The organism is Nocardioides sp. NBC_00163 (assembly GCF_045206295.1).
In the GTDB taxonomy this organism is placed as follows: Bacteria; Actinomycetota; Actinomycetes; order Propionibacteriales; family Nocardioidaceae; genus Nocardioides.
Genome location: NZ_CP108155.1, coordinates 4011540 through 4036939, shown reverse-complemented (window position 1 = coordinate 4036939; position 25400 = coordinate 4011540). Strand labels below are relative to the sequence as shown.

The following is a 25400-nucleotide window of genomic DNA, read 5'->3' as shown; positions in this document are numbered from 1 at the left end:
TGATGCACGTCGTGTTCTACCGGAACCTCAACCTCGGTCATGCCGGGTCGCCGAACCGGGAGCAACTGGAGGGTGCGCTCGAGCGGGGCGGCGCCTTGCGCGTGAGGTCGTTCCAGACGAACGGGACGGTGTTGCTCGAGGCCGATGCCCCCGAGAGGGTCGTGGCTGCGGCAGCCGGCGAACTGGGCTCCCTGGCAGGGTACGACGACGCGGCCATCGTGAGGCCGTTGGCGGATCTCGAAGAGCTGTTGGCCTTGGGGGTGTTCGAGAAGCACCAGTCCCCCCGCACGTACCGCGAGACCGTGACGTTCTTCCAGGGCGGCAAGGAGCCGAGTTGGTCAACACCATGGACCAACTCCAAAGACGACGTCGACGTGCTGCACGTCGGAGACGGGATCGCCCTGAGCCTGATCCGCAAACCCCGCAACTCCGCGGGGAGTCCCACCTTCGAACTGGAACGGGCCACCGGTGGCGTGGCCACGACGAGGACCCGCGGCTCCATCGACCGGCTGTTGAATGCCGCCGCAAAGTGGAAGTAGTCCGCATCGTTGAGGCGGAAGCCACTGGGGAGTGGCAGGGGGTATCGGAAACGACTACCCTCTACGATCCTCGCTGAACCGTCTCGAGAAGAGTGAGATGTCCGACCCCACCGGCAGCACCGCTCAGCAACAACCGAAACCCACCGAGCTCGCCAACGCGGCGGCTGAGGAGGCCCGTCGGCGACGGCTCGGGCTGCCGCCGCTGCCGCGGCGGCGGCGCGACCGGGGCCGCCCCGTACGCCTGGCGCTGCGCTGGCTCGTGAGCGTCGGCGTACTCGTCGCGGTGGCCTTCCTCGGCACCTCGGCGTGGGCTTACTTCACCGGCGAGATCGGTCCGCTGCGCGGTGCCGAGAAGGACGTCGCGCGCACTCTCGCCCTCGCCGGCGACACCCCGGCCTGGGCCGACCCGGAGCAGATCCGCTGCGCCGGAGACGCCATGGTCAAGGACAAGGGCAGCGCCGGGCTCGCCGATGCGGGAGTGGTCGACAAGACCGGCAGCGGGTTCAGCTACGCCGGGGAGTGGCCCTCGGCGCTGGGCTCGCAGTGGTACGCGGAGCTGCTCGACTGCGCCGACGGCGGCGCCAACAGCTGGAGCAGGCAGGTCGCGGACGCCTGGACGCTCGATGACCCCCGATGCCTGCGGGAGGTCGGCCGCCCGGCGATCGCCGGTGTCCTGGCTGTCACCAACCTGCGGCTCACCGACGAGGACCTCGCCGCCAAGAACGTCGCCACGATCACCCACCTCGACAGCTGCTACGCCCGCACACCCGAGGCGCCGACCGGAGCCGCCGCCGCGGGCTACCGCGAGGTCACGCTGAAGGTCACCGCCCCGGCGGTCACCTCCGGCACCGCCTCCATCGACGACGGCGCCGCGCAGCCCACCGCCGGCGAGGACCCGGAGCTCACCTACACGCTGCCGGTCGCCAAGGGCGGCACCGAGGCTTGCGTAGAGGCGACCACCAAGGTGACGTACGCCTGGGGCACGGTCCGCGCCGGCGAGCCGGCCAAGCTCTGCGGCAAGGCGGCCGCGGCCCGGATGGAGTGGCACACGGTCGAGCGTTCGTGCCCGAAGGGGAAGCCGAAGTGCACCTACATGGCGGCCTATGTCGAGGGGTTGGCCGACAACCAGACGATGACGGTCACCTACCGGCCGACGGGTGACTTCAAGTGTGCCGGCAAGAAGCCGACCTGCACGGTCAAGATCAAGGCCGACGCCACCGGGAAGGCCCGCACGCCCGGCCTGATGGTCACCGGCAAGAAGGGGAAGATCGTGGCGAGCGCGGGCAGTCTGAAGGCGACGTTCAGCGGCTCGTAGGCTGGGGGCGTGCCTTCTGATCTCACCTTCGGCGCGACCCGCGGGCCCAGCCCCGACCCGGCCCAGCGCCCGCCGGCACTGCCCCGCAAGCGTCGCCGGACCCTTGTCGACCTCCCCTGTGGGACGTACGTCGCCGGGGACTCGTTCGGCGAGGGCTACCAGGCCGACGGCGAAGGTCCGGTGCACTCCGTCGACCTGCCGAGCTTCCGGCTGGACGCGACCGCGGTCACCAACGAGGAGTTCGCCCGGTTCGTGAAGGCGACCGGCCACGTCACCACGGCCGAACGAGAGGGCTTCTCGGCCGTCTTCCACCTGGCCTTCGAAGGCTCGCCGCGTGACATCCTGGGCCGCTCGCCGGAGGCACCCTGGTGGCTCGGCGTACGCGCCGCGTCCTGGCGGGCGCCGGAGGGCCCCGGCACCAACGTCGGCCGCAGGGGCAACCACCCGGTCGTGCACGTCTCCCACGACGACGCGCTGGCCTACTGCGACTGGGCCGGGACGAGGCTGCCGACCGAGGCCGAGTGGGAGTACGCCGCCCGCGGCGGCATCGCCGGCTCGCGGTTCCCGTGGGGTGACGACCTGGAGCAGGACGGCACCCACCACGCCAACGTCTGGCAGGGAGTCTTTCCGGACACCAACACCGCCGACGACGGGTTCGTCACGACCGCGCCGGTGCGGACGTACGAACCCAACGGCTTCGGGCTGTTCCAGATGATCGGCAACGTCTGGGAGTGGTGCGCGGACTGGTTCTCGCCGACCTACTACGCCGACCTCGTCGACTCCGGCTCCTCCGCGGACCCGCGGGGCCCGGCCGAGGGCCTGACCCGGGTCATGCGCGGCGGCTCCTACCTCTGCCACGACTCCTACTGCCACCGCTACCGGCTCTCGGCGCGCTCCAGCAGCCCGCCCGACTCGACCGCGGGCAACCTGGGGTTCCGCTGCGCGGCCGACCTGGACGATCAGTCCGCCGGGTAGAACTCCTTCGGGCAGGTGTCACCGGCACAGTCGGCGTACTTCTCGCTCAGCCCACGCAGCTCGGCCAGCTCGTCGGCGTACTCGGGGAGCAGCGCGAGCGAGCGGATCTGGTAGGGGTCCTCGGCCAGGTCGTAGAGCTCTTCGCTGCCGTCGGAGAAGCGGGCGTAGGTCCAGTCACCGAAGCGGATCCCCGAGTAGATCTGCTTGGAGCCGTCGTTGACCCGCCAGGCGGAGAGCGGGATCACCCGGTCCTGCGCGGGGGCCTCGAGCCACGGCATGATGTTGACGCCGTCCTGGGTCCGCCCCGGCTCGGCGCCGGCGACCGCCATGATCGTGGTGGCGATGTCGGGGTTGCCGACCCCGGTGGCCAGGGTCCGTCCGGCCGGGATGCCCGGGCCGCGCAGGATCACCGGGATCCGCTGCGTCTCGCGGTAGTGCATCAGCTTGCCGTTGATGTTGTGGCCGCCGGTGGTGTAGCCGTTGTCCGAGGTGAAGATGATGATGGTGTTGTCGAGCTGGCCGGTCTCCTGCAGGCGGAGTACGTGGCTGGCGACCGCGCGGTCGAGCGACTGGACTGCCTCGACCCGCTGCTCGTGCGCGATCCGCAGCTCGGCGCGGCCCTGCGCGTCGAAGTGCTTGCGCGAGGCCGAGATCCGCGGCGCATCGGTCGGGGTGCGGAACATGTAGGGAGTGTCCGGCAGTTCGAGACCGTCGAAGGAGTGCTTGTCCTCCTCCGCCGGCCTGGTCGTGCTGGTGCCCTCCGGGTCTTCCGGCTCATCGGGTCCACCGTGGTGCGGTGCCACGTAGTTGAGCCACATGTACCACGGCTTGTCGGCACGCTCCGGCGCCGAGATCATCTCGTTGGCCTGGTCCCGCATGACGTACGTCGTGTAGCGGTTGTAGGTCGTGAGCTTGCCGTTGTGGTTGATCCGCGGCCGGATGAAGTTGTAGGTCGACATGTCTGTCGTCGCCCGCCAGTCGGTCCACCCGGGCGGCACGTCCTTGGCGGTCCCGTCGAGGCCGTAGCCGTTGAGGTACTTGCCGGCGAAGAGGGTGTCGTAGCCGGCGTCCTGCAGCGCCTCGGGCAGCGTGCCGGTGTGGTCCATCGACTGGTAGCCACCGCGTTCGCCGTTGATCGTCACCGTGTGGTGGTTCTGGCTGTACTGCCCGGTCAGCAGCGACGCACGGGCCGGCACGCAGATCGGCGTGGGAGCGATCGCCTCGGTCAGCGAGGTGCCCTGCGCGGCCAGGAGGCTGCGGGTGTGGGGCATGAACTCGAGATCCTCGTAGGCGAGGTCGTCGGCCGTGATCATGAGGATGTTGGGCTGGGTCGAGTAGGGCGACCAGTCGGGCGTCGATGTGGCCGTCGAGGGCACCACGCCATCGTTGTCGCGCGCGAAGGCGTTCCCTGCCAGAGATCCCAGCGACCCCAGCGGACCGGCCGATTCAGGCATCGCGCCGAGCGCGATCGAGGCGCCGGCGAGCACGGCAACGGCCGCCACCGCCAGTCGGGCGCGAGGCGCCATCTGCTCTGCTCCCTTGGTCGATCCCCGCGTCGTATGTTTCCGTCCGGTTCCACTCCATACCGGACCGGGTTAACGTTACCGAAGGGGGCCGTCATGACCCCAATGCCCGGCTGATCAGGAGACTCAAGTGAGCGAATCGCGCGAGAACTACGGCGACTACAGTGTCGACGACGAGGACCAGATCACCGGTGAGGACGCGCTCTCCGGGGACGTTCTCGAAGGTGAGGTGCGCGACGAGCTCGACCACGGCATCGTCACCGCCGACCGCTATTCCACCGACTACGGCAACACGCCCTGGGAGGAGGAGCACCGGGAGTGCATCGACCAGCGCCGCCACCAGGAGGTGCCGGAACCGGATCCCTACGCGGTCGAGTACGACGATGCCGAGGAGAGCGACGACCCTGACGGCCGCGAGGTCGGCAACCAGCGAGCGGGGCGGCTGGTCGACCCCGACCGTGGCGAGGGGGAGGACGCGGAGTCCGAGCTCTACGGGATCGATGCCGGCATCGACGGCGCCGGCGCCTCCGCCGAGGAGGCCGCCATCCACATCATCGACGACAGCGACGCCGACGGGGACGACTACCGCTAGGCGGTGAGGTCGTCGATCTCCAGCACGATCTCGACCTCGAACCCCTCAGAGCTCTCCAGGTAGAGCGCCGTGTGCTCGTCGCCGCCGGCGTGCGGGTAGCGGTCGGCGTACATCTCGTGCCAGCCGTGCTCGGTCGACGCCGCCCGCATCCTGTCGAGCTGGTCTCGGTCATCGATCATGAACGCGATGTGGTTGACGCCGGGCCGGAGCCGGTCCTGCGTGCCGTGCTGGTCCGTGGAGTGCTCCATGAAGACGTACGTCCCGTCCGGTGCCTCCCAGAAGTGGCCCTTCTCGCCGGCCTCCCAGCCGAGCTCGCCGAAGAGCCAGCCCCACTCCCCCGAAGCGGTCTCGAAGTCGTCGACCCAGAGGTCCCAGTGGTGGATCGCCCGCATCTCTCCCCCTAACCAGCCAGTGAGCCTGAGGCTACATCGTGCACCGGCGTACGCGGATCGGTTCGGACTCGGAGTATTGGTGGCGAAGCCGAGAAACGGAGTCGCGGGAGGGCGTGCCGCGTGTGAGGATCGGGGCGTGAGTGACCTGAAGACCTTTATCGCCGGGCTGCCCAAGGCCGAGCTCCATGTCCACCATGTCGGATCGGCTTCGCCGCGGATCGTCTCAGAGCTGGCTGCGCGGCATCCGGGGACGGTGCCGACGGATATCGAGCTGCTGCGGGAGTACTTCACGTTCAGCGACTTCGCGCACTTCATCGAGGTCTACCTCTCGGTCGTCGACCTGGTCCGTACGCCGGAGGACATCCGCTATCTGACCTACGAGATCGCGCGCGACCTGGCCCAGACCCAGCAGGTCCGTTACGCCGAGCTGACCTGCACGCCCTACACCTCCGTACGCCCGGATCTGGCCGTGCGCACTGAGCCCATTCAAGCGGGTGGGACCGGGCACACCGGGATGGCGATCGAGGCCTACACCGAGGCGCTCGAGGACGCCCGGGTGGGAGCCGAGCGCGACTTCGGGATCACGCTGCGCTGGATCTATGACATCCCGGGCGAGTCGGGGATCCCGGCGGCCGATGCGACCCTGGCGTACGCCGTCGACCACGGCCCGGAGGCGCTCATCGGGTTCGGGCTCGGTGGACCCGAGGTGGGGGTTCCCCGGCCGCAGTTCGAGAGGCACTTCGACGCGGCCCGCGCCGCGGGACTCCGCTCGCTGCCGCACGCCGGCGAGACCACCGGACCGCAGACGATCTGGGACGCCCTGACCGTGCTGAAGGCCGAGCGGATCGGCCACGGCACCTCGGCAGCCCAGGATCCCGCCCTGCTCGCCCACCTCGCCGAGCACCGGATCCCGCTCGAGGTCTGTCCCTCGTCCAACGTCGCCACCGGTGCCGTCGCGACGCTCGAGGAGCACCCGCTGAAGACTTTCGTCGATGCCGGCGTGCCGGTCACGATCAACTCCGACGACCCGCCGATGTTCGCGACCACGCTCAACCAGGAGTACGAGATCGCGACCGACCTCCTCGGCCTCGACACCGCCGGCATCGCCGACCTCGCCCGTGCCGCCGTCGACGTCTCCTACGCACCCGACGACGTCAAGACCCGGCTGCGCGCCGAGATCGACGCGTACGCCACGCCTTAAGCGCTTGACGCGGCTCGGACCCGCCCGTTTGCTGGATGCCATGGGCGAACTGACACTGGCTGTCAACGGGATCGAGCTGTGCGTCGAGACGTTCGGGAGTCCGGCGGACCCGCCGATCCTGCTCGTCGGTGGGATGAGCGCCTCGATGGACTACTGGGAGGACGACTTCTGCCAGTCGCTGGCCGCGGGCCGGAGGTTCGTGATCCGCTACGACCACCGCGACACCGGCCGCTCGACGACCTGGCCACCGGGAGAGCCGGGCTACACCGGGCGCGACATGATCGCGGACATCCCGGCTCTGCTCGACGCCTTCGGCCTCGACAAGGGCCACATCTTCGGCATCTCGATGGGCGGGGCGCTGGCCCAGTGTGCGGCGGTGCTCTATCCCGAGAGGGTCGAGACGCTGATCCTCAACGAGACCTCACCGGCCTTCGACGGCGTACCCGACCTGCCGCCGATCGGCGAGGAACTGGCCGACTTCTTCGCGAAGGCGGCCACCACCACGGTCCCGGATCCCGACGACCACGAGGCTCTGGTGTCGATGCTGGTGGAGGACCAGCGGGCGTTCGTCCCGGAGGGCTTCGACGAGGCCAGGATGCGGGCGGTGATCGAGCGGGTCGTACGCCGCACGCCGGACATGCGGCCGAGCTTCGCCAACCACCAGGCGATGAGCGACGGCGAGCCGGTCGAGGCGACCCTGGCCGACATCGCCGCCCCGACGCTGGTCATCCACGGCACCCGTGACCCGCTGTTCCCGATCGGCCACGGCGAGATCCTCGCCCGCGACATCCCCGCCGCGACGCTCCTCGTCCTCGACGGCGTCGGCCACGAGCCGCCCCCGCCCTCCACCTGGGACAAGGTCGTCCCGGCGATCATCGATCACACGAGCTAGACCTCGATCTTCCCGAGCACGTCCCCGATCGCGACCGTCCCACCCACGTCGGTGCCGCGGGAGAGCACTCCCGCACGATGTGCGGCGACCCGGGTCTCCATCTTCATCGCGTCGATGACCGCGACGTCCTGGCCCTCCGTGACCTGCTCGCCGTCGGGGACGAGCCAGTCGACGAGTACGCCGGGGACGGTGGCCTCGAGCACGGTCGGGTCTGCGACGGCCGTCGCCGGGCCCGCATCAGCCGCCGTCCCGCCTGCGGCGATCCCGCGCAGGAGGTCATCGGGAAGGCCCAGCATCACCCGGCGACCGTCGATCTCGATCGGCACCCGCCGGAGCGGCTGCACGGGCGCCGGCTCGGGTCGCCGCTGCGCCTCCAGGCGCGGCATCAGCGTGGTCTCGATCCACTGCGTGTGCACCGCGAACCCGGCGGTCGAGAAGGCCGGGTCGTCGAGCAGGACGCGAGCGAAGGGTACGACGGTCGCGACCCCCTCGACGCTGAGCTCACGGAGCGCGCGGCGGGCACGTACGACGGCGGTGTCCCGGTCCGGCGCGTGCACGATCAGCTTGGCGATCAGCGAGTCGAAGGCGCTCTGCACCGTGTCGCCCGCCTCGATCCCGGCGTCCCAGCGCACCCCCGGCCCGGCGGGGACCCGCAGGCCGGTCACGACGCCGGGGCTCGGCAGAAATCCGCGGCCCGGGTCCTCGGCGTTGATCCGCAGCTCGATCGCATGGCCCGTCGGCGCCGGCGTCTCCGAGAACGAGAGTCCCTCGCCCGCGGCGATGCGCAGCTGCTCCGCGACGAGGTCGACGCCGGTGACGGCCTCGGTGATCGGGTGCTCGACCTGGAGGCGGGTGTTCACCTCGAGGAACGAGATCACCCCGTCCTCGCCCATCAGGAACTCCACGGTCCCGGCCCCGCGGTAGGAGACCGCGGCGCAGATGTCACGCGCGGCGTCGTGGATGCGGCGACGCTGCTCGTCCGTCAGCCCCGGCGCGGGCGCCTCCTCGACGAGCTTCTGGTTGCGGCGCTGCAGAGAGCAGTCCCGGTCGCCGACGACCACGACGTGCCCGGTGCCGTCGCCGAGCACCTGCACCTCGATGTGCCGCGGACGCTCCAGGAACCGCTCGACGAAGCACTCCCCGCGACCGAAAGCGGCCAGCGCCTCGCGCGAAGCGGAGTCGAAGGCATCGGCGACGTCGTCGAGCTCGCGGGCGACCTTCAGCCCGCGACCACCGCCGCCGAAGGCCGCCTTGATCGCGATGGGAAGCCCGTGCTCGCGCGCGAACGCGACCGCCTCGTCGGCCGACTCCAGCGGCCGGTCGGTGCCCGCCACCAGCGGTGCGCCGACGCTCTGCGCGATCCGGCGTGCGGTGATCTTGTCGCCGAGGCTGTCGATGCTCGCAGGAGCCGGGCCGATCCAGATGAGGCCGGCGGCCTCGACTGCGCGCGCGAACTCGGCGCTCTCCGACAGGAACCCGTAGCCCGGATGCACCGCGTCGGCGCCGGAGGCCTGCGCCGCGGCCATGAGCCATTCGATGCTGAGGTAGGACTCGGCGGCGGTGGACCCACCGAGCACGTACGCCTCGTCGGCCAGACGCACGTGCAGCGCGTCGGCGTCCTGATCGGCGTAGACGGCGACCGACACGAGGCCGGCCTCGGCAACCGCCCGCACGACGCGGACGGCGATCTCTCCCCTGTTGGCGATGAGCACCCTGCGCATGTCAGTCTCCTCGGATCTCGGCCGTCGGCCCAATGGGCACAATCGGCACAGTGGGCGTGACGGGACGGAAGCGGATGCGGACGCCGGGCGGCAGCTGACCGGCCAGGTCCAGGTCGCGGTCGATGACCGCGCCGATGATCGGATAGCCGCCGGTGAGCGGGTGGTCCGGAAGGAAAAGCACGGGCTGGCCGTCGGGCGGCACCTGGATCGCGCCGGTCACCGCCCCCTCGCTCGGCAGCTCACCGGTGACCTCACGCTCGAGCGGAACGGCGCCCTCGAGGCGTACGCCGACCCGGTCGGAGCGCGGCGTGACGGTCCACTCCTGCTCGACGAGGGTGCGTACGCCGGCCGGGGAGAACCAGTCCTCGCGCGGGCCGAGCACGATGCGCAGCTCGACCGTCTCACCGGGGGCGGGCAGCGGGTCGGCGGGAGCCGGGCTGCGGTCGACCGCGTGCGGCGCGGCCGCGGGTCCGCGCAGCGGCACGACGTCGCCTGCGCGCAGAGGCCGTCCGCCGAGGTCGCCGGGGCCGAGGCCCGCGAGCGTGTCGCTGGAGAGGCTGCCGAGCGCCGGCTCGAGATCCAGGCCGCCACGCACCGCGATCACAGCGCGCAGGCCGGCGCTCACCGCGCCGAGACGCAGCTCCTCGCCGTCCTCGAGCGCGGTGGCGGCGCCGTGCTCGACCGGGAGCGGCGGTCCGTCGGTGCGTACGATCGTCGTCTCGGCAGAGGCGCCCGCGACCGCTACGACCGCCGGACCGGTGAAGCGCAGGACCGCACCGCCACCGGCGAGCTCGAAACCTGCCGCTCCCGGAGCGTTCCCCACGGCGCGGTTCGCGGCCCGCAGGGCGCGGCGGTCGGCCGTCCCCGACGCGGAGACGCCGAGGGCAGCATGGCCGGGGCGGCCGAGGTCCTCGAGCACCAGCTGCAGGCCGGGGCGTACGACCTCGACTGCGAAGGGGTGTTCTGCGGCGTCGACCGAGGGAGCGGACTCTGTCACCGTGACCGACTCCCGCTCGCGCCGCTCGAACCGCACGGTCATCCCGGGCGCGAGCAGGGCGGGCGGATCCCGGTGCAGGTCCCACATCGGTGCGTCCGTACGCCCGATCAGCTGCCAGCCACCGGGGCTCTCCCGGGGGTAGACGCCCGAGAACGTCCCAGCCAGCCCGACCGAGCCGGCCGGGATCCGGGTGCGTGGAGAGGAGCGCCGCGGTACGTCGAAGAGCGGGTCATCGCCGACGAGATAGCCGAAACCGGGCGCGTAGCCGGTGAAGGCCACCCGCCAGGTCGCGGCCGCGTGGCGCGCGGCGACCTGCTCGGCGCTGACCCCGAGCAGGTCGGCGACCTCGTCGAGATCCTGCCCGTCGTAGCGGACACCGATCGTCACCGAACCAGCGGTCGGGAGGCCACCATGGACGGATTCGACCCGACGCAGCTCCTTGGCGAGGCTGACCTCGTCGACCAGCGTCGGATCGAACCGGACGAGCACCGTCCGGGCGGCGGGCACCAGCTCGACGACGCCGGTCGGCGGCGCGGCCATGAGGGCAGCGTGCAGCCGCATCGCGCCCTCGAGGTCGTCCTCCTCGACCAGCAGCGCCTGGTCCGATGCGATGAGAACGCGCCTCACGCCAGATACTCCGCATCCCGTACGTCGGTGATGAACATGTGGCCGGGCGCGTGGGTGAGCGCGAACGGCGGGCGCGAGTCCATGATCGCGGCCTGCGGCGTGACCCCGCAGGCCCAGAACACCGGCACCTCACCGTCGCGCACCTCCGGCGGGTCCCCGAACTCGGGAGCGGCGAGGTCGGCGATGCCGAGCGACGCCGGGTCACCGACATGCACCGGCGCACCGTGCACCGCCGGATAGCGCCCGGAGATGCGTACGGCATCGGCGACGCGGTCGGCGGGGATCGGGCGCATCGAGACCACCATGTCGCCGCGCAGGCGCCCGGCGGGAGCGCACGGGCGGGATGTGCGGTACATCGGCACGTTGCGGCCGAGCTCCTGATGGCGGATCGGGATCTCGGCGTCGGCCAGGCCCGCCTCGAACGTGAAGCTGCAGCCGATCAGGAACGAGACCAGGTCGGGGTGCTCCTCCCACGCCGCGCCCGCGTCCGTGACCTCCTCGGTGAGCACGCCATCACGCCAGATCCGGTACGCCGGGATGTCGGTGCGCAGGTCGGAGCCGGGAGCCAGGGTCGACTCGTAGGCGCCCGGGTCGAGCACCTCGAGCACCGGGCACGGCTTCGGGTTGCGCTGCGCGAAGAGCAGCACCTCGAACGCCCAGTCGGCCGGCACGGAGATCAGGTTCGCCTGCACCAGGCCGTGGGCGACGCCACTCGTCGGTGCGACCTCGCCCGCCCGGTAGGAGGTGCGCGCGGCGCGAGCCTGGGCGAGCTGGGTGATGCTTGCGGTCATGCCGTGGCTCCGGCGAACGGGCCGATCGCGATGCCCTCGGCCTCGAGCAGAGCGCGGGTCGCCGCAGCCATCCGGATCGCCCCGTCGCTGTCGCCGTGCACGCAGATCGAGTCGGCGCGTACAGCCACGTCGGTGCCGTCGATCGCCTCGACCACACCCTCGCGCGCGAGCCGCAGCATGCGGGCCGCGACGGCGTCGGCGTCGTGCAGGACCGCGCCGGGCTCGGCGCGCGAGACCAGCTCGCCGCCGGGCGTGTAGGCACGGTCCGCGAAGGCCTCCGCGGCCGTCGCGAGGCCGGCGCTCTCGGCCACGTCGAGCGCGACACCGCCCGCGAGCCCGAGCAGGACGAGGGACGGGTCGATCGCCTTGACGGCTGCGACCACGATCTGCGCCTGTCGCTCGTCGCGGGCGATCGTGTTGTAGAGCGCGCCGTGCGGCTTCACGTAACGGACCGCTCCGCCGACCGACGAGGTCAGGCTGATCAGCGCGCCGAGCTGGTACTCGACGTGTGCCTGCAGCGTCGCTGAGTCGATCTCCATGGCGCGGCGTCCGAAGCCCTCGTAGTCGCGGTAGCCGGGGTGCGCGCCGATCGTGACGCCGTTGGCGACGGCGTCGGCGAGCGTCGTACGGATCCCTTCAGGGGTGCCGGCGTGGAACCCACAGGCGACGTTGGCGCTCGAGACGATCGCGAGCATCGCCGCGTCGTCCGCGACCAACCGGTCGGGTGCGTTCTCGCCGAGGTCGGAGTTCAGGTCGATGGTTGCTGCCATGGTGTTCATGGTGCTCACACTCCAATGCCGATGAAGGCGAAGATCGGGCGGATCGAGACGATGCCCATGTACCAGCTGAGCAGGGTCGCGGTCGTCCCCAGAACCAGCAGCCACATCGGGTAGCGGTAGCCGCGGAGGACATCGCGCTGACGGAACCAGCCGATGTACATGAAGATCGACATGCCGATCGGGAGGATCAAACCGTTGAAGCCGCCGACGAAGACCAGGATAGCCGCGGGTGCGGCACCGATCAGCAGGTAGAGGACGAGGGAGACCAGGATGAAGGCGACGGTCGCGAGCTGCAGCGGCCACCCCGCTCCGAGCTTCTTCGAGAACGTCGAGATGAAGGTGGCCGAGGTGTAGGCGGCGCCGATCACCGAGGTGATCGCCGCGGCCCAGAAGATCGCACCGAAGATGCGGATGCCCGCGTCACCGAGCACGGCGCCGAACGCCTGACCGGCAGGGTTGGCCGCCTGGCTCGAGAAGTCGAGGGTGACGCCGGAGGCCACGACACCGAGGATCGCGAGGAAGAGTACGTAGCGCATGATCCCGGTGACGAGGATGCCGCTCATCGAGGCACGGTGCACGGCCGGGACGTGCTCGGGGCCGGTCAGGCCGGAGTCGAGGTAGCGGTGGGCGCCCGCGTAGGTGATGTAGCCGCCGACCGTGCCGCCCACGATCGTGGTGATCGTCGCGAAGTTGAGCGTGCCGGGCACGAAGGTCTGGCGCAGCGCGTCGCCGACCGGAGGCTGCGACGCGATCGCGACGAAGAGCGTCAGCCCGATCATCAGCAGACCGAGCACGAGCACGACCATGTCGACGACGCGGCCTGCCCGCTTGTACATGAAGATGCCGATGGCGAGCAGCGCCGAGAGCAGGCCGCCGACCTTCGGCTCGATGCCCAGCAGGGCGTTCAGGCCGAGACCGGCACCCGCGATGTTGCCGATGTTGAACGCCAGGCCACCGATCACGATGAGCGTCGCCAGCAGATGACCGGAGTACGGCACCGCCTCGTTCGCCAGGTCGCCGGCCCGTTTGCCGGCGACGGTGATCATGCGCCACACGTTCATCTGCAGCGCGAAGTCGATCAGGATCGAGGCCAGGATCGCGAAGGCGAACGCCGCGCCAAGCTGCGCGGTGAAGGTCGCGGTCTGGGTGATGAAGCCGGGGCCGATGGCCGAGGTGGCCATCAGGAAGATGGCGCCGAGGATGGGTCCTCGGCGGGAACGGGCGAAGCTCTTCGCGCGCTCGGCGCTGGTCGTCTCAGTCATGGGGGACTCCTGCCATCACTGTGTGGCTGGCACCACACTCTCTTGTGTAGTACAAGATGGCATAGATTGTTCTACAACAACACCCGTCATTGTTAAAATGGTGTTTCGATTGTCCGCGGATGCGATTCCCTTAGGATGCGGTCATGCCCGATGTCGAGGACACCCTGACGAACGCCCTGCGCCGGCGGATCATCGACGGCGAGTTCGCGCCCGGCACCCGGCTGTCGGAGATCTCCCTCGCCGAGAAGCTCGGGGTCTCGCGCAACACGCTTCGAGAGGCGTTCCGCGTGCTGGCCGAGCAGGGCCTCATCGAGCACGTGCCCCATCGCGGAGTCTCGGTCGCCTCCCCGACGGTGGCGGACGTCGTCGACATCTATCGGGCGCGGCGCTACGTCGAGCCCGCCGCGCTGGCCGCGGGCTCCCCGCTGCATCCCGCGGTGACGGCGATGCGCGAGTCAGTGGACTTGGGCGAAACCAGCCTTGAGGCGCGCGACTGGCGCACGGTCGGTACCGCCAACATGGCATTCCACGACGCCATCGTGGCCCTCGCCGACAGCCCGCGCCTGGAGCGCCTGTTCCGCGACATCGCCGCCGAGCTGCGGCTCGCGTTCCTCGAGATCGACAACCCCGAGGCCCTCCACGCGCCGTTCGTCACACGCAACCGCGCCCTGCTCGAGACCTTCCTCGAGCAGGGAGGACCTGCGGCCGCTGAGGAGCTGCGCGGCTACCTCATCCTCTCCGAGCAGACCGTGCTCGGAGCGTTCACGCGACTGCGCCGCGGCTAGGCGATAGGCGCTCGAAGATCGCCGGTGAGGTCAGGCGCTCTTGAGGTGCCGGAGTCGGGCCACCGCATCGGCACCAACCCTGCGGTGCGGCCCTTCGGGAAGGGTCTCGAGATGGCCCTCCAGGGCATCGACGACCGCCACGGAGACGGTCTCCGGGGCTCGTTCGATCAGTTCGATCAAGGACGTCAGGTATTCACCTGCGTCGATGTCGTCCGCGATGACCTCGAGCACATCAGCGGGGATGGACGGCAGTGCCTCCATCAGCACGCCATAGGCGAAGTCCTCAACGTTCATGACAACCATGCTAAGCCTCGGACGTTTCTCGGTTCCGTCCAGTCAGGGCGCCATACGGCTCCGCCAGAGATCCTCGCCAGGCCCCGCACATTCCCGTCACTATGACAGAGGGTCCGGCCTTGTGAATCGCTCACAAGGCCGAACCCTCCGCCATGGCTGCGAGCCCCCCTCGCACGCCGGCTGAACGTCCCACAGTCTCACGCGGTGATCAGACCGCGCAGCCGCTCGTCGCGCGGCCAGGCACCTGCCCAGACGAGGACCGCGGTGGCGATGGCGAAGACGGTGTTGAAGGCCGGCTGCCCGAAGACCAGGTTCACCGTGACCGCGCCGCCCAGGTACGCGGTGATCAGGATCGTGCCCATCGCCCGGGTGGCCGGGACGTGGTAGGCGACCAGCGACAGGCCGAGGACGACGCCGCAGACGACGGGGAACCAGCCCGGAGCGCCGATCTTGTCGTTGAAGTCCATGACGGGCTCGACCCGTAGCAGGTGCGTGACGATGTCGAAGCCGAGGAACAGGGTGACCAGGACGGTGATGACCCAGCCGGCTCGTTGTGCGTTGGTGCTCATCTCGATCTCCTCAAGGGTGGGTGGTGTTGCTCTTACCCACGCGTCGAGCGTGCACCGGCGATCTCGACATCGCCTTTCACTTTTTCTCGAGAGCGGCGGCGGCGACCTGCAGATCGGCGACCAGACCGTCGTACGTCGCCTGCCTCCCGTCCTGAGGACGGCAGAGGGGCGCGTCGCGTGTTGTCTGGACTGTTCACTCGCTGACGCTCGATCACGGGGCGAGCGGGTCGTGGCCGACGTTCATCAGACGACGCCGCCATTGCGCATCGCCCGCGGTCGGCTCCCACTCGCCGGTGTCCCCGCCGCGCAGGTCGGTGACCTTGTCGACGACGCGCCGCATCACGTCCACGTCGTCCGGGGTCACGTCGGCCCGACGCTTGCCGAGGATGTCGGCCACCCGGTGGCCGAGCTCGCTGCCGGCTCGGTCCGGTTCGGTCTCGGTCGTTTCCCCCGCGCCTTGCACTGCGAGCCACTGCCGCAGGTCGCGCGAGGTCATGTTCACCGCGCGATGGAAGTTCTCCCAGAGCCTGTCGTCGACGATCGTCTCGGCCATGTCGTGCCTCCTACCTGATCGACTGCTCCGATCCGGTACCCAGCGCAGCGGCCGAACACACGGGGCGTCACCCCAGGAGAGCCTGGGCCTCCGGAGAGTCGTAGAAGCTCGAAAGCCGGCGGCGGATCAGCTGCTCGAGGACGCCGGCCTCGGCGAGCGCCTCGATCACCGGCGGGCCGAAGCGGAGCGCCTCCTCGACCAGGTCATCGCGGCCCAGACCCCACTCCTCCAGGAGCCGGTCGAGGGTGAAGCTCCCATAGGTGTCGAAGAAGAAGTCGACACCCGTGTCGACCAGGGCCTGCAGGTATTCGGAGTCCCGGACATCGAGCCAGACCTGGTAGAGCCCGACGAAGAGCGCGACCAGCTGCTCGTCGTCGACCAGGTCGGCGAGCTCGCGCACCGGCCGGGTCGCGAGCGCGTCCCAGACCTCCAGCAGCGCGTCATGCACCTCCTCGTCGGTGACCGAGCTCGCGGCGGTGTCGGTGAGGTATCCGAGAAGCGCTCCGGCGCCCCGCTCCGCGAGCTCGCGAGCGCTCTGGTCGACGGCCGCACCGACCGGGGTGCCCTTCACCGTGTCCGCCATCCGGCCGGCGACACGTTCGGCGATCGAGAAGCCGAGCGAGCCGCCCGGGAGGTTGTCGGCGAACCTGCGGCCGGTGTCGACGGCACCCCGAGCGGTGCCACGCATCAGAGTGCCGACGCCGGCCTGGATCCCGGAGTTGTCGGCCAGACTGCGCAGGACCTGCTGGCGCAGCGTACGCATCTCGACCAGGGCCTCGACGAGCTCGGCGATCCGGGGCCGGCTGACCACCTTGCCCAGCGGCGTCTCGTTGGCCGGATGCGCCTTGAGCCTCGTCGCGAGCGCCCCGGCGACCTCCGGGATCGCGCCCGGGAGCCGGAAGGTGCTGACGTACTTCAGCGCGACCTCCTTGATCAGGTCGCGGGGCATCACCTGGTCCAGCGTCAGCTCACTGGCGGCGCGCAGCGCGAAGTCGATCTCGCCGGTGGCGAGATCGAGAAAGCGTACGCCGCGCATCGCCGCCATCTCATGGGCGACGTGGGCGTCGAGGAGTCGTCGAGCAAGGTCCGGCTCAGTCATGGAGGACATTGTCCACGGACGGAGCCGGTCCCCGGCTCATTCCCACTCGATGGTGCCGGGAGGCTTCGAGGTGATGTCGACGGTGACCCGGTTGATCTCGCTCACCTCGTTGGTGATCCGGGTGGAGATGCGCTCCATGACCTCGTAGGGAAGCCGGGCCCAGTCGGCGGTCATCGCGTCCTCGGAGGTGACCGGGCGGAGCACGACGGGGTGGCCGTAGGTGCGGCCGTCGCCCTGGACGCCGACCGAGCGGACGTCGGCGAGCAGCACGACCGGCATCTGCCAGATGTCGCGGTCGAGACCGGCGAGGGTCATCTCCTCGCGGGCGATCGCGTCGGCCTCGCGGAGGATGTCGAGCCGCTCCTTGGTGACCTCGCCGATGATGCGGATGCCCAGGCCGGGGCCGGGGAACGGCTGGCGCTGGACGATCTCATCGGGCAGGCCGAGCTGGGAGCCGACGGCGCGCACCTCGTCCTTGAAGAGCTCACGCAGCGGCTCGACCAGCTCGAACTCGAGGTCCTCGGGGAGGCCGCCGACGTTGTGGTGGGACTTGATGTTGGAGGTGCCGGCACCGCCGCCGGACTCGACGACGTCGGGGTAGAGGGTGCCCTGGACGAGGAAGGCGACCTTCTCGTCGCTGTCGCCCAGGATCTCGACCTCGGCACGCTCGAAGCAGCGGATGAACTCGCGCCCGATGATCTTGCGCTTCTCCTCCGGGTCGGTGACCCCGGCGAGCGCGTCGAGGAACTCCTTCTCGGCGTCGACGATCTTCAGCTCGGCGCCGGTCGACTCCCGGAACGCCTTCTCGATCGCGACCGACTCGTTCTTCCGCATCAGGCCGTGGTCGACGTAGACGCAGGTCAGCCGGTCACCGATCGCCTTGGCGACGATGGCTGCGGCGACCGCGGAGTCGACGCCACCCGAGAGCGCGCAGATCGCGCGGTGGTCACCGATCTGCTCGCGGACCCGCTCGATCTGGTCCTCGGCGATGTTGCCGATGGTCCAGGTCTGGCGCGCGCCGGCGATGTCCCACAGGAAGTGCTCGAGCACCTTCTGCCCGTGCTCGGAGTGGAGCACCTCGGGGTGCCACTGCACGCCCGCGAGCTGCTTCTCGACGTTCTCGAAGGCGGCCACCGGGGTGTCGGCGGTGCTCGCGAGCACGGTGAAGCCCTCGGGCGCCTCGGAGACCGAGTCGCCGTGCGACATCCACACGTTGTGGGCCGGCGGGATGTCCTTGAGCAGCGTGCCGGAGACACCGACGGTGACCGGCGTGCGGCCGTACTCCCGCGCTCCGTTGTCGTCGACGGTCCCGCCGAGGCCCTGGGCCATCAGCTGGAACCCGTAGCACATCCCGAATACCGGGGTGCCCGCGGTGAACAGGGTGTTGTCGATGGCGGGGGCGCCCTCGGCGTACACGCTCGAGGGGCCGCCGGAGAGGATGATCGCCTTCGGGTTCTTGGCGAGCATCTCCTCGACCGGCATCGAGTGCGGCACGATCTCGGAGTAGACCTTCGCCTCACGTACGCGGCGGGCGATCAGCTGCGCATACTGCGCGCCGAAGTCCACCACGAGAACCAGATCGTGCTCTTCCGCCCCAGGAGCCTGCGTCATGCACGAATCCTAACGACGACGTACGTTGCCCGCGAAATGCACCAGGGCCCGACCGGGGAGGGAGGTGGTCGGGCCCTGATTGCCCGAGGCAAAGCTGTCCCGGACGAAAGACCCGGCATGTATTAGGGAGGGAGCAATCCCGGGTCTGATCACTCCAACGAACTCTTTTAACCACGGTTACGGGTCAACCAAAAACTTCCTGCCGGAAAATTCTTGCGCAGCCCGTATCACCAAGGCAACAGGTTGGTCACCGTACGTCAACAATGGGCAGCTGCAGCGCCCCCGGCGCGCTTGCGGGCACCGCGGGCGAAGCCGGCCTGACGGGCTGGATCCGGGCATAGCCCGCACCCAGCTTCGGCCGCGGGTCGGCCTGGTCCTTGTTGGGCCAGAACGCCATCGCCCGCTCGGCCTGGGCGGTGATCGTCAGCGACGGGTTCACGCCCAGGTTGGCGGAGATCGCGGAGCCGTCCACGACATGCAGGCCGTCGTAGCCGTAGAGCCGCTGGTAGGGGTCGATCACGCCGGCGTCCACCGAGTCGCCGATGGTGCAGCCGCCGATGAAGTGGGCGGTCATCGGCTTGTTGAACGGCTCCCCGATCGTGCCGCCGGCATACCCCGGCTTCTCGCCCGAGCTCATCACCCCGGCCATCTTCCGCACCGCGTCGAGGCCGGCGGGGATCCAGGTCGGGTTGGGCTTGCCGTGGCCCTGCTTGGACGACATCCGCCACCCGAAGATCGTGCGCTTCGGGAAGGTCGTGATCGAGTTGTCCAGCGCCTGCATGACCAGCGCGATGACAGTGCGCTCGGACCAGTGCTTGAAGTCGTAGAACGTACGCAGCGACCGCCGCTGCAGCCACATCTCCTTGAGCCACCGGCGGAGGCGATGGGGACCACCTTCGGTGAGCACCGTCTGCATCGCCGCGATCGCATTGCTGCCGTGCCCGTAGCGGACCGGCTCGATGTGGGTGTGCTCGTCGGGGTGCCACGAGGAGGTGATCGCGACACCCTCGGTGTAGTCGATGGCGGTGTCCGGGGCGATCGCGCCCAGGATCGACTCGGAGTTGGTGCGGGTCAGCTCACCCAGGCGCGGGGAGATCTCGGGGAGGTCGCCGGTGCGCTTGAGTTTGTGGAGCAGCTTCTGGGTGCCGAGCGAGGCCGCCGAGAAGACCACCTGGTCGGCGGTGAACCGCTTCGTGCGGCCGATGCCCAGCTTGGCCTTCGTGGAGCGGGTCTCGATGACGTACCCGCTTCCGGTCTTGGCCGGGTAGACGCGCGTCACCGTGGTCAGCGGGTGCACCTCGGCGCCGTTCTTCTCGGCCAGGTAGAGGTAGTTCTTGACCAGGGTGTTCTTCGCGTTGTGGCGGCAGCCGGTCATGCACTCGCCGCAGTTGGTGCACGTACGCCGGTCGGGGCCCTCCCCACCGAAGTAGGGGTCGGCCACCTCCTGCCCGGCCACATGGCTCGGGCCGCCGAAGAAGACGCCGACCGGCGCCTTGTGGAAGGTGTCACCGCGGCCGGCCTCGGCTGCGACCTTCTGCATGACCTCGTCGGCCGGGGTCAGGTGGGGGTAGAGGGTGACGCCGAGCATCCGCTTGGCCTGCTCGTAGTACGGAGCGAGCTCGTCCTTCCAGTCGGTGATGTGGCTCCAGGAAGGGTCCTCGTAGAACGGGTCGAGCGGCTCGTAGAGGGTGTTGGCGTAGACCAGCGAGCCGCCGCCGACCCCGGCGCCGGCCATGATGACGGCGTCCTTGACCATGTCGATGCGCTGGATCCCGTAGCAGCCGATCGCCGGTGCCCAGAGGTATTTGCGCAGGTCGAAGGAGGTGTTGGGCAGCTCGTCGTCGCTGAACCGGCGACCCGCCTCGACCACTCCGACGGAGTAGCCCTTCTCGGTCAGGCGCAGCGCGCTGACCGATCCACCGAAACCCGACCCGATGATGAGTACGTCGTAATGGGTCATGCGCGGCCCAGCGACTTCAGCACGCGCAGCGAGGCCGTCATGAACTTGGCGTACGCCTGGTCGCTCATCCCGAACTGCGGGGCGAAGCGCAGGATCGCCTGGGACGCGACCGACTGGGTCTCGGTGTAGCGCAGGATGCCCTCGACACCCTGGCGACGGCCCTGGCCGGACTCGCGCATGCCGCCCATCGGGGCGTCGATGCTCGCGAAGGTGGCGCCGAAGGCCTCGTTGATGTTGATCGTGCCGCACTTGACCTGGCGGGCGATGCGGCGGGCGCGCGAGGTGTCGCGGCTGTAGATCGAGCCGTTGAGGCCGTACTCACCGTCGTTGGCGCGCTCGATCGCCTCCTCCTCGCTGTGGAAGCGGTAGATCGAGACGACCGGGCCGAAGGTCTCGTTGCCGAAGCAGGTCATCTCCGGGGTGACGCCCTCGAGGATGGTCGGCTCGAAGAAGAACGGCGCCAGGTCGGGGCGGGCCTTGCCGCCGGTGAGCACGCGAGCACCCTTGGAGACGGCGTCCTCGACGTGGGCGGTCGCGGTGTCGACCTGGGCCTGCGAGATCAGCGTGCCCATGTCGTTCTCCCAGCCCAGGGTGGCGCCGAGGGTCATCGCCTGGGTGCGGGCGACGAAGCGCTCCACGAACCGGTCGTAGACCTTGTCGTCGACGAAGAGCCGCTCGACGCTCACGCACAGCTGGCCGGAGTTGGAGAAGACCGCGCGGGTCGCGCCCTCGGCGGCCTTCTCGATGTCGGCGTCCTTCAGGATCAGCATCGGGTTCTTGCCACCGAGCTCGAGGCTGGCGCCGATCAGGCGCTCCGCGGCCTGCTTGGCGACGAGCTTGCCGGTGTTGGTCGAGCCGGTGAAGCAGACGTAGTCGGCGCGCTGGATGATGCTGGTGCCGACCTTCGAGCCCGGGCCGGCGACGACGGTCCACAGGTTCTCCGGGAGCCCGGCCTCGGCCAGCAGCTCGGCGCCGAGGAGCGCGCTCAGCATGGTCTGCGAGTCGGGCTTGATGACGACCGCGTTGCCGGCGGCGATCGCGGCGATGCCGTCGCACAGCGCCATCGTGAACGGGTAGTTCCACGGGCTGATGATGCCGACGACGCCCTTGGGGACGTGGTTGAGCTCGACCCGGGTGAGCACCGGGATGACGCCGAGCTTGCGCTCGGTGTCGAGGATCTTGCTGCTTCGACGCCCGTAGTAGCGAGCGGTCAGCGCGATGTGCAGCGGCTCGTCGAAGGCGTGCTTGCGGGCCTTGCCCGACTCCAGCACGATCAGGTCGAGGATCTCGTCCTGCCGGTCGAGGACCAGGTCGTGCAGCTTGATCAGGATGCGCTCGCGCTCGGCGACCGGGGTCGCGGCCCACTTCTCCTGCGCGACCCGGGCCTTGGCGAAGGCTGCGGCGACATCGTCATCGCTCGACTGCGGGATGTGCGCCAGCGGCGCCCCGTTGAGCGGACTGATGACCTCTCGGGACTCCCCCGTGGTCGCCACGACGCGGCCGGTCAGACGGGAGACGTAGTCAGGCTCGAGGGCCAGGGACGCCGTGGCGTCGTGCTCGGGATCGAGCGGGCCCTCGACGATCGGGCCGCCGGAAGAGGTCGGGTTCGATGCGCTCATGTACCGAGAGTATGTGACGGGCGTCTCGGAAGCCAGACAGGCGTCCCACTAACTCACGATGCGAACGTCGGCTGCCCACCACAGGTAGTCGTGCTGCTCGGCCGGAAGGTCGATCACGACGCGGTCCACGGGCAGTCGGTCGAGCGCATGCACGGTGCACTCCTCCGCGGGAGCGGCCCGGTAGAGATAGGCGTCCAACGGCCATTTCGTACGCAGCCACTCGTCCAGCCGCTCCGCGATCGACGCGGTGAGCCCGGGCTCTCGGTCCTGGCGGAGCCAGTAGCTGACCCGGGCGGTGGACCCACCGGCGTACCTGAGCAGGGTCTGGGCGTCGGCCCCCATCGCCTCCAGGTAGGGGAACAGGGGCTGCACGTAGAGGCAGCCGAGGGAGGAGGTGCCCTCGGGGTCGAGGAAGAGGTAGGTGAACGCCCGTTTCGCCTGGTGGTCGGACCAATGCCGGATCACCAGCGGCAGGTTGTCGTCGCTGCCGAAGCCCTCCAGCGGCCACCTGCCGCAGCTGTGATCGCGGATCACGTCCGGGCTGGCCAGGTAGGCCTCGGTGTCCAGGTCGAGCAGCTCGGGACGAAGCGGCGCGAGCACGAAATCGTCGGTGGCCAGCGGCTCGGGGGGATCAGCGACCAGGAACATGTCGACAGAGTGCTACGTCAACCGCTTGCTCCGCCACGGCAATTCGCGGGACCGCCTCACGCTGGTTCATCGCCCTGAATCAGCGGACAGACCAGCGGCGTTCAACACGGATGCCGAGGACGAACCCATCGGTTAGACGTGCGGTGAGCGACCGGGCTCTCGTCTCATTGGCCGAGCGACGAGCGCCAGCGAGAGTATCGACCAACGCGGTCCATATCGGCCGCGGCCGACCGACGAGCATCATCAAGTCGAGGTGAACCGCTCCAAGGACGCCAGTTCTGCACGGTCCGCGGGAGTCGTGGCATACCGGGATACAAGGCCAATGACCTCGTCAGCAGGGAGAGCAACAGCCGTGATCCCGATCTTGATCTCCTCGTCACCACGCAGGTGCAGCCCGATCCACCCGTCCCAGAGCGGATCGTTCTCCACCTCGAAGATGTCACGCCACAGCACAGTGCGTGATCGGCTCAGCAACGGGAAAGACGTCAAGCCCTCCGGGGTCAAGAGCAAGCCGCCCCTGCGGCGGACAATGGCGACGGCCATGAAGGTGGCCAATACGAGGAGGCCCGGCGCACAGATGACGAGCGCTCCTGCACGACGGTCGCCGGCCTCAGCAAGTAGAGAGACGACCCCTACGATGCCGCCTCCTGCAGCTCCGAAGAGGCAGATCGAGAACAGCTCAGCGGCATAACCTGGGCGCCGCGGCAGCAGTACGCCACCGCCGAACGCCTCCGGTTCCTTACGCCCCCGTGGCGCATACACGACATGGGCCGCTACGCCGCATGCGATCACCCCGCATGCCCCCGCAACCCGGAGCCACGTGGAGTCCGATAGGGCAACCAGGTACGCGCACACGATGACACCCGCTACCAGGAGCAACCCCGTCCCGAGTCGGTGACGTCGCCGGCGGCTCAGACCCATCCGGTCGCCCAATCCCATGCGTTCTCCGCTCCATCCGTAGCGCCGTTCCAGCCATCTTTGATTCCGTCGTCGACCGAGTCGGTGAACGAGTCTGGCAAGGCGTCCCAGCCCGCCCCCGCAGCCGCGCCTGCAGCAACGCCGACCACCGCCGCCCCAAAGCCGACAGCCAGCGCCGTCCCCCATGCGGGGGACGAAGCGGTGATCCCAGCGATGGCGGCCCCAGCCACCATCCCGCCCCCAATGCTGGCGGCGGTTGAAGTGATCACTTTGCCTGGCGACTTCCCCTCTTTGAGGTCGCCATAGGCGTTCCAGAGTTCGAGCCCAATTCCGATAGGCCCAAGAGCCTTGCCGCCCCTCCCCGCCCACTCAGCGAGCTTGCCGAGCCCCTTCGCCTTCGCCTTGGTCTCCGGTTTGGTGCCTTCCGCGCGTCGACCCGGGTGTCCCGAACGCTCTAGTTTTCTGAGGCGCTCGGCTTCCTTTGCGAGTTCCTTGGCGCGCTTGGCAAGTCCCTTTTCTCCCCCCGCCGTTGTGAAGCCGATCAGCAGAGCATGAGCATTGCTCTTCAGGAACTCCGCAATCTTGTCGATTCGGGAGGTTTCGTCCTTGATCTCGGCTTGAACCGGGGTCAGGTTGGCAGCAATCCACTGCGTGAACGACTCACGCTCAGCGCTCACCTCGTTGCTCAGCCGGTTGTAGAGCTCGACCTTTGCCGCCGCTACCTCGTACGCAGCCATCGCTTGATCCAATTCAGCCAGCTCACCGGGGGTCAACGGCCTGGATGGCACGCTCGGACCGACCGCTGTCGGCGGCGTGGCAATCACCGTCCCGCTGACCGTGAGTCCCCCGGCCGAGGCTTCGTCTCGCCAGCTCGCCATCCGATCTTGACAGGCCCTCAGGCGGTGGGCGTAGAGCTCGAACTTGGTTGCCGCCCTCTCAACGACCGGCACCAGCTCATCGGCCGCTACGACGAGACCCCGCGCATATCCGCGGTACGCATCTCCGGCATCGCCGTCCCAGCCATCCAGCGCAGCCGAACGCGCCGTCTGGACCTCGTCACCGGCGGTCGAGACGGCGGCCTTCAGCCGTGAGCGAAGCCAGTTGGCTGCGGCTTCTACATCACCGGCCGCGCCATCTACCTTCGTCTCGAGCATCACCGAACCTCCGAGGCGAGCTGGTCGAATGTGACCGCAACGTCTTCATCAGTCACCTGAAGGTCCAGGATCGCCGAGGTCACCATCTCCCCGCTGGCTCGATTGATCATCGCAAGCGTTCCCGCAACATCCGCGACTACAGCGAGTATCTCCGTGAGATCCGGCGCGCCCTCACCACCGTCAACACTCTTCGGAATAGATCCAGCCAGGTCATCGATCCCCTCCGCCGCATCTGTGTGTGCTCTCTGAATGCCCGCGGCACTCCTGGGATCGATTCGAATGGTCACGACCCACCATCCGATGACATCAGCCGCATCTGCGGTGGAAGCGGAATATCAAGGTAAGCCGCGTCGTACGGCTTCACCGCCTTCAGATCCGCAAGATCGGCCGTCTGGTACAGCACCCAAGGATGAGCATCACCGCAACAGGCCATGAACCGGTCCAACGCCGTGTAACCCATCAGGGCAACCGCGCCGTCGGCCATCTGGACCATCAGGATCTCGTCGACCTCATCCTCGTCATCGAGTTTGCACGGCAGATAAGCCACAGGTGGCTGGATCGCAGCTGGTTCCCGAGTCATGCTG

The 25400-nt window shown here is 69.2% G+C and carries 26 protein-coding genes; 7 read left to right on the top strand and 19 right to left on the bottom strand.

The window, feature by feature from the left end:
* The first annotated feature begins 2 nt into the window (after positions 1 to 2).
* The 3 genes from OG801_RS19400 to OG801_RS19390 all read left to right on the top strand — a co-directional run bounded on the left by OG801_RS19400 (position 3) and on the right by OG801_RS19390 (position 2829).
* Positions 3 to 539 carry a DUF1697 domain-containing protein gene (locus OG801_RS19400; RefSeq protein ID WP_406030649.1) on the top strand — a complete coding sequence of 179 codons (537 nt, stop codon included), beginning with the start codon at positions 3 to 5 and terminating at the stop codon, positions 537 to 539.
* A 97-nt stretch (positions 540 to 636) separates the two neighbouring features.
* The gene (locus tag OG801_RS19395; protein WP_406030647.1) at positions 637 to 1854 is read left to right on the top strand and encodes a hypothetical protein; all 1218 of its coding nucleotides are present in this window, start codon (positions 637 to 639) and stop codon (positions 1852 to 1854) included.
* A gap of 9 nt (positions 1855 to 1863) precedes the next feature.
* Positions 1864 to 2829 carry a formylglycine-generating enzyme family protein gene (locus OG801_RS19390; protein WP_406030645.1) on the top strand — a complete coding sequence of 322 codons (966 nt, stop codon included), beginning with the start codon at positions 1864 to 1866 and terminating at the stop codon, positions 2827 to 2829.
* Here the strand turns inward: OG801_RS19390 and OG801_RS19385 are convergent.
* Entirely contained in the window at positions 2814 to 4355 is a 1542-nt protein-coding gene (locus OG801_RS19385) for a sulfatase-like hydrolase/transferase (protein ID WP_406030643.1), read from the bottom strand. The genes OG801_RS19390 and OG801_RS19385 overlap by 16 nt on opposite strands.
* Positions 4356 to 4482: 127 nt before the next feature.
* Between OG801_RS19385 and OG801_RS19380 the strand changes: the two genes are divergently transcribed.
* Entirely contained in the window at positions 4483 to 4944 is a 462-nt protein-coding gene (locus OG801_RS19380; RefSeq protein ID WP_355020769.1) for a DUF5709 domain-containing protein, read from the top strand.
* Here the strand turns inward: OG801_RS19380 and OG801_RS19375 are convergent.
* A complete protein-coding gene (locus OG801_RS19375) occupies positions 4941 to 5336 on the bottom strand; it encodes a VOC family protein (RefSeq protein WP_406030640.1) in 396 nt (131 codons plus the stop codon). The two genes, OG801_RS19380 and OG801_RS19375, sit on opposite strands and share 4 nt — an antisense overlap.
* A gap of 136 nt (positions 5337 to 5472) precedes the next feature.
* On the opposite strand from OG801_RS19375, the gene OG801_RS19370 reads away from it, so the two are divergent.
* Both OG801_RS19370 and OG801_RS19365 read left to right on the top strand, forming a co-directional pair.
* Complete coding sequence (locus OG801_RS19370) at positions 5473 to 6537, top strand: adenosine deaminase (protein ID WP_406030638.1); 1065 nt, start codon at positions 5473 to 5475, stop codon at positions 6535 to 6537.
* A gap of 40 nt (positions 6538 to 6577) precedes the next feature.
* Positions 6578 to 7429, top strand: a complete 852-nt coding sequence (locus OG801_RS19365) for an alpha/beta fold hydrolase (protein WP_406030636.1) — start codon at positions 6578 to 6580, stop codon at positions 7427 to 7429.
* Here the strand turns inward: OG801_RS19365 and OG801_RS19360 are convergent.
* The 5 genes from OG801_RS19360 to OG801_RS19340 are packed head-to-tail and all read right to left on the bottom strand — an operon-like array spanning position 7426 to position 13606.
* A complete protein-coding gene (locus OG801_RS19360; protein ID WP_406030635.1) occupies positions 7426 to 9150 on the bottom strand; it encodes an acetyl/propionyl/methylcrotonyl-CoA carboxylase subunit alpha in 1725 nt (574 codons plus the stop codon). The genes OG801_RS19365 and OG801_RS19360 overlap by 4 nt on opposite strands.
* Before the next feature lies 1 nt (position 9151).
* Positions 9152 to 10774, bottom strand: coding sequence for a 5-oxoprolinase/urea amidolyase family protein (locus OG801_RS19355; RefSeq protein ID WP_406030633.1), 1623 nt, complete (start codon positions 10772 to 10774; stop codon positions 9152 to 9154).
* Positions 10771 to 11565 carry a putative hydro-lyase gene (locus OG801_RS19350; RefSeq protein ID WP_406030631.1) on the bottom strand — a complete coding sequence of 265 codons (795 nt, stop codon included), beginning with the start codon at positions 11563 to 11565 and terminating at the stop codon, positions 10771 to 10773. The genes OG801_RS19355 and OG801_RS19350 overlap by 4 nt, the downstream gene beginning before the upstream one ends.
* Entirely contained in the window at positions 11562 to 12335 is a 774-nt protein-coding gene (locus tag OG801_RS19345; protein WP_406030629.1) for a LamB/YcsF family protein, read from the bottom strand. The genes OG801_RS19350 and OG801_RS19345 overlap by 4 nt, the downstream gene beginning before the upstream one ends.
* Before the next feature lie 14 nt (positions 12336 to 12349).
* Positions 12350 to 13606 (bottom strand): NRAMP family divalent metal transporter, encoded by a 1257-nt coding sequence (locus OG801_RS19340; protein WP_406030627.1) that lies wholly within the window; start codon positions 13604 to 13606, stop codon positions 12350 to 12352.
* A 143-nt stretch (positions 13607 to 13749) separates the two neighbouring features.
* On the opposite strand from OG801_RS19340, the gene OG801_RS19335 reads away from it, so the two are divergent.
* On the top strand, positions 13750 to 14391 hold the full coding sequence (locus tag OG801_RS19335; RefSeq protein ID WP_406030625.1) for a GntR family transcriptional regulator: 642 nt from the start codon (positions 13750 to 13752) through the stop codon (positions 14389 to 14391).
* Between the two features lie 30 nt (positions 14392 to 14421).
* On the opposite strand, the gene OG801_RS19330 is transcribed toward OG801_RS19335, so the two are convergent.
* The 12 genes from OG801_RS19330 to OG801_RS19275 form a co-directional block, all read right to left on the bottom strand.
* Positions 14422 to 14685 carry a hypothetical protein gene (locus OG801_RS19330; RefSeq protein WP_328527302.1) on the bottom strand — a complete coding sequence of 88 codons (264 nt, stop codon included), beginning with the start codon at positions 14683 to 14685 and terminating at the stop codon, positions 14422 to 14424.
* A 197-nt stretch (positions 14686 to 14882) separates the two neighbouring features.
* Positions 14883 to 15254 (bottom strand): DoxX family protein, encoded by a 372-nt coding sequence (locus OG801_RS19325; RefSeq protein WP_406030623.1) that lies wholly within the window; start codon positions 15252 to 15254, stop codon positions 14883 to 14885.
* Positions 15255 to 15465: 211 nt separating this feature from the next.
* Positions 15466 to 15807 carry a DUF3140 domain-containing protein gene (locus OG801_RS19320; RefSeq protein ID WP_355020758.1) on the bottom strand — a complete coding sequence of 114 codons (342 nt, stop codon included), beginning with the start codon at positions 15805 to 15807 and terminating at the stop codon, positions 15466 to 15468.
* Between the two features lie 67 nt (positions 15808 to 15874).
* On the bottom strand, positions 15875 to 16906 hold the full coding sequence (locus tag OG801_RS19315; RefSeq protein ID WP_406030621.1) for a hypothetical protein: 1032 nt from the start codon (positions 16904 to 16906) through the stop codon (positions 15875 to 15877).
* A 36-nt stretch (positions 16907 to 16942) separates the two neighbouring features.
* The gene (gene guaA, locus OG801_RS19310) at positions 16943 to 18517 is read right to left on the bottom strand and encodes a glutamine-hydrolyzing GMP synthase (protein ID WP_350665591.1); all 1575 of its coding nucleotides are present in this window, start codon (positions 18515 to 18517) and stop codon (positions 16943 to 16945) included.
* A 247-nt stretch (positions 18518 to 18764) separates the two neighbouring features.
* Positions 18765 to 20477, bottom strand: a complete 1713-nt coding sequence (locus OG801_RS19305) for a GMC family oxidoreductase N-terminal domain-containing protein (RefSeq protein WP_406030618.1) — start codon at positions 20475 to 20477, stop codon at positions 18765 to 18767.
* Positions 20474 to 22096 carry a succinic semialdehyde dehydrogenase gene (locus tag OG801_RS19300; protein ID WP_406030616.1) on the bottom strand — a complete coding sequence of 541 codons (1623 nt, stop codon included), beginning with the start codon at positions 22094 to 22096 and terminating at the stop codon, positions 20474 to 20476. Before OG801_RS19300 ends, OG801_RS19305 begins: the two co-directional genes overlap by 4 nt.
* A gap of 48 nt (positions 22097 to 22144) precedes the next feature.
* Positions 22145 to 22744: a hypothetical protein gene (locus tag OG801_RS19295; protein WP_355020754.1), complete on the bottom strand. Its 600-nt coding sequence runs from the start codon at positions 22742 to 22744 to the stop codon at positions 22145 to 22147.
* Positions 22745 to 22987: 243 nt separating this feature from the next.
* Complete coding sequence (locus OG801_RS19290; RefSeq protein WP_406030615.1) at positions 22988 to 23506, bottom strand: hypothetical protein; 519 nt, start codon at positions 23504 to 23506, stop codon at positions 22988 to 22990.
* A 149-nt stretch (positions 23507 to 23655) separates the two neighbouring features.
* The gene (locus OG801_RS19285; RefSeq protein WP_406030613.1) at positions 23656 to 24816 is read right to left on the bottom strand and encodes a hypothetical protein; all 1161 of its coding nucleotides are present in this window, start codon (positions 24814 to 24816) and stop codon (positions 23656 to 23658) included.
* Entirely contained in the window at positions 24816 to 25103 is a 288-nt protein-coding gene (locus OG801_RS19280) for a hypothetical protein (RefSeq protein ID WP_406030611.1), read from the bottom strand. Before OG801_RS19280 ends, OG801_RS19285 begins: the two co-directional genes overlap by 1 nt.
* The gene (locus OG801_RS19275; RefSeq protein WP_406030609.1) at positions 25100 to 25396 is read right to left on the bottom strand and encodes an SAV_915 family protein; all 297 of its coding nucleotides are present in this window, start codon (positions 25394 to 25396) and stop codon (positions 25100 to 25102) included. Before OG801_RS19275 ends, OG801_RS19280 begins: the two co-directional genes overlap by 4 nt.
* Between the last annotated feature and the right edge of the window lie 4 nt (positions 25397 to 25400).